Origin of the sequence: Arthrobacter sp. 1088, assembly GCF_031455315.1 — a bacterium.
Taxonomy (GTDB): Bacteria; Actinomycetota; Actinomycetes; order Actinomycetales; family Micrococcaceae; genus Arthrobacter.
Genome location: NZ_JAVDSM010000033.1, coordinates 1 through 3,731 on the forward strand (window position 1 = coordinate 1; position 3,731 = coordinate 3,731).

4 protein-coding genes are annotated in these 3,731 nt (G+C 61.8%); 1 reads left to right on the plus strand and 3 read right to left on the minus strand.

The window, feature by feature from the left end; all coding sequences use genetic code 11:
- On the plus strand, nt 1-642 hold a 642-nt coding region (locus J2Y41_RS22950), incomplete at its 5' end, for an LPXTG cell wall anchor domain-containing protein (RefSeq protein WP_309932012.1).
- Nucleotides 643-974: 332 nt separating this feature from the next.
- Here J2Y41_RS22950 and J2Y41_RS22955 read toward each other — a convergent pair.
- From J2Y41_RS22955 to J2Y41_RS22965, 3 genes are all read right to left on the minus strand, one after another.
- On the minus strand, nt 975-2,213 hold the full coding sequence (locus tag J2Y41_RS22955) for a transposase family protein (protein ID WP_309932014.1): 1,239 nt from the start codon (nt 2,211-2,213) through the stop codon (nt 975-977).
- Between the two features lie 455 nt (nt 2,214-2,668).
- Nucleotides 2,669-3,193 carry a transposase gene (locus J2Y41_RS22960; protein ID WP_309932016.1) on the minus strand — a complete coding sequence of 175 codons (525 nt, stop codon included), beginning with the start codon at nt 3,191-3,193 and terminating at the stop codon, nt 2,669-2,671.
- Between the two features lie 271 nt (nt 3,194-3,464).
- Nucleotides 3,465-3,629 (minus strand): hypothetical protein, encoded by a 165-nt coding sequence (locus J2Y41_RS22965; protein ID WP_309932018.1) that lies wholly within the window; start codon nt 3,627-3,629, stop codon nt 3,465-3,467.
- Nucleotides 3,630-3,731: the final 102 nt, after the last annotated feature.

Sequence of the window (3,731 nt, forward strand, 5' to 3'; positions counted from 1 at the left end):
CCGCTGGGGACCGGCGACGGACAGCTGTCGAACGTCATCACCCCCACGTCCCCGGGCGGTGTTTGCGACACGGCGGTTGGTTGCACCACGAACCACCTGGTCTCGGTTCTCAGTGTGAGCAAGGGCGTTGATCCGGCGTCGGGCACCACCGTGACCGCCGGCAAGACGCTGACGTACACATTGACGTTCAAGAACGTGGGCACCGGCCCGTACGCGGTGGACTACACCGATCTGCTCACTGGTGTTCTTGATGACGCAGCCGTGACGGCGCAGCCCGTGGCCTCGGACGGGTCCCTGACCGCGTCCACCGTCACCGACGGTGCCTTCACCGTCAGCGGCAGCCTCGCCGCCGGCGCCACGGTCACCGTGACCTACGCGGTGACAGTGAATGCGGACGGCTCACGCGGGGACGACATGTTGGAGAACTTCGTGTTCAAGACAGGCGGCACACCTGCCGGAAAGTGCGTCACCGGCGACCCCCTGTGCACGTTCAACCCGGTCACCACCCCGCCGCCACTGGCGAACACCGGAGGACTCGCCTACACCGGCGCCAACGTCATGGGCTTCGCCGCCCTGGCACTGTTCGCACTTCTTGGCGGAACAGCACTGCTGGCCTTCCGCCGCCGCAAGGCAACCGAGTAAGACAAGGAACCCGGTAAAGCCGGCAGACACTTCACAAGAGTGACCCGCCCCACATTCAGGCCCGGCCTGACCGCACACCACGGTCAGGCCGGGCCTGACCCGTCTCCGAGGTTAGGAGAAGCAGCAGAAGTCCCGGCCTCCACTGGGTGCCCACCCTGCCTCGGACGTGAACCCTTCTCTGCTGACGGATGGCCCTGACCCGTCCCGGACGAGGGGGGCCTCCAGTTTCCTTGATCGGATCGATGCTGTTGAGACGCCGAAAGAGCTGGCGGTGATGTAGCGCTTGAGGCTGCGGATGACTTCCCTTTTGGTACGGCCCCTGTTGCCTCACGTCAATAGGTCCGGGAAGAGTGATTCGTTGCCTCACGTGAAAAGGTCCGGTTCAGGGGCTTGTTGAACCAGGTGTTGGTTTTGTAGTCCCTTGCTGGTGCTTTGGCTTTGGCCAGGGTTTCGAGGTTGCTGGTAAGGGCGAGGATCTGCCGGGATAAAGCGGCGGGTTTGATGCGTTTGAGTTGGGCGTTCATTCCGATGACGGCCTTTTTACGGACTCCGGGGTGCGCAGCGGCGCGTTGGTGTGGGGTGATGGCCTGGTCATGTTTCTTGACGACTTTCGCGCCGTGGCGGGTTTTCGAAAGTAGTTTCTGCTGGGGCAGCAGGTAGTTCGTGAAGAGAGCGTCGAGGTCCCAGATCTCGTTCAGCTTTGCCAGTTCCGCCGGGGTGTCGTATCGGTAGTAGCCCACGAGCTCACGGACCCGGGCCCAGTTCTTTTGCTCCACATGGGCGCCGTCGTTCTTGTTTCCTGGCCGGGAGCGAGTGAAGGTGATCTGTTGGGCATGGCAGTACTCGAGCAGGTAATCGTTAATGAACTCGGTGCCGTTGTCCGAGTCGATGCCCACGATGGGAAACGGGAACCGGGCCAGGGCATGCTGCAGGGCCTCGAAGACCCACTTCTGGGCTTTGTTCGGCACGGACCGGTTGACCGTCCAGCCGGTGGCGATGTCAGTGACGGTCAACGTGAAGCAGAACTGTCCCGACGCCACACCGCCTTCGTGGCCGTCCAAGTCGATTTCCACGAATCCCGGGACCGCGTCGTCCCATTCAGCCCAGGTACGGATCGGGATCTGTGACTTCAGCAGCGATCCTGGCTTCGTATGGGAGCGGCCACGCAACACCAGCTTCGCCCGTTCTGGTGCTAGTTTTCGGTCGATCGTCGCGGCGCTCATGCGCATCAGCAGTGCGGCTTCCTCATCGTCCATGGACAGCTCACCATCGCGGCGGAGCATCGGAACCAGAACCGGCAACATCGGTGCCAGGCGTTTGCCGGCCGGTGCCCGCAGAACGGCCCAGCACACCACCAACGCCTCCACGATCCGCGGACCATACACCGGCGCCGGAGCCGGCCGGGGCCGCACGGGTCGCAGCTCCAGCGCCCTGCGTAAGGCACGCCGGGCATAATCCCGGTTCCACCCCGTCAATTCCACCAACTCATCAAGGATCCGGACCTTCTCGGCCCTCGTTCCCCGGGCATACGCCCGTGCCTTGATCAGCGTGACCGCCTTACGCTGGCTCATCGTCAGACCCATCCCTCAAGGATGTCCGCGACCAGTCCCAACCGGACCTTTTTCAATGAGGCAACGTATGCCACACCGCGGACCTTTTCCATGAGTCAACGCGCGGCCTTGGCTTGTTTGTTTTGGCGACGTAGTCTCTGGTGACCGGGTCCCTGTTCATTCTGATGAGGGCGATTGTGTAGATGGCCTTGTTGAGTTGGCTCGCCTCGGTTCAGGCGGAATCTGGTGTGTTGCTGCCGGATGAGGCTGGGACCGGGCATGTGGCGGCCAAGGCTGCGAATGCTCCTTCGGAGCGCACTTTTCCGGAGTGTGACCAGGCGTGAGGATGATTGCGGCGAGCACCGCGCCGATACCGTAGATATTCAGAAGGGCCGGCTGAACCTGCTGCACGAGGGTCTCGAGTTCGGAGTGGTTCTTGCCCATCTGTTCCTGCAGGGTCTGGATCTGGGTGGCGGTCAACGGCATTCGGGCATCAACGCGAGGTCGACGATGCGCAAGAGAGCGGTGAGAGCATTGATTGCTGCAGTGCGTTCCCGGACCATTGTCCGCCGAGCATTGGAGAGGATTCTGAGTGCCATGTGGTCTTTCCGGGAGCGTGGTTCCCGTAGACGGTTCGTTGGGATGCTCAACGCAGTTCGTGCGGCACGGGTAGCATCGATCGAATCGGATTTGCCCTCGTACCGGCCGAGCCGTTGGTTCGGCACGGGCGCTTCGGTGACCTGGAAACCGGCGTCGGAAGCTTGTTGCCTTAGTTTTGCCCCGTACCATCCGGTCCCCTCCATGGAGAGCAGGACCTGCTCAGCGGATGCGCCGGTACAACGCAGGATCCAGGACAGGGCGCGGTTGCCTCCGGTTGTGGTGGCAGGGAATGTTTCGTTCGCCATTTCCCCACCCGTTGGGGTATCGATGATGGCGAGTGTGTGGGTTTTGGCGTGAGTATCAATGCCGACAACGAAGCCGAAGTGCTCTGCAACGATCACTTGTTTCCTCCTGATGGTTAGGGAATGAGTGGCATCGAAAGGATTTACGGCGTGGCAGGACTGTAATGGGCCACACCCAAGATTGGGCGGGCATGCTTTTGATCCGGCCAGCGCTGTGCACAGAATTGATGCCGGACCCCGCCTGGGCGGACATTTCCAAGAATGCGCACTCCGCACAGCTCGAATCGAAGGCAAAACCATGGGTGAGTCACACCTCAGCCGAGTCACAGCACCAGCCTGCCAGCCGCTCACAGAGCAACCGGGTAAAGACCTATAGTCCATAGGAAAGGTGCCCTTTGGTGACCAACAGCGTGACGGAGGCTACGCACATCCACCGCTCACTGGTGGCGACGTGGGCGGAGTGGTTCCGTGGTGTTTGTGTGCAGGTGGGCGAGAGGCGTCCCTGGCGGTCTGCGGGGTTTTCGTGGCCAGCCATGGCGGGCTGAATATGGCAGTTTGAGTGGAGACCGGTTTGGCATTTTGATTTGAGCCCACCTCGGGCTGTTTCACGGCTCGCCGGTTGATGAATCGCAGTTTG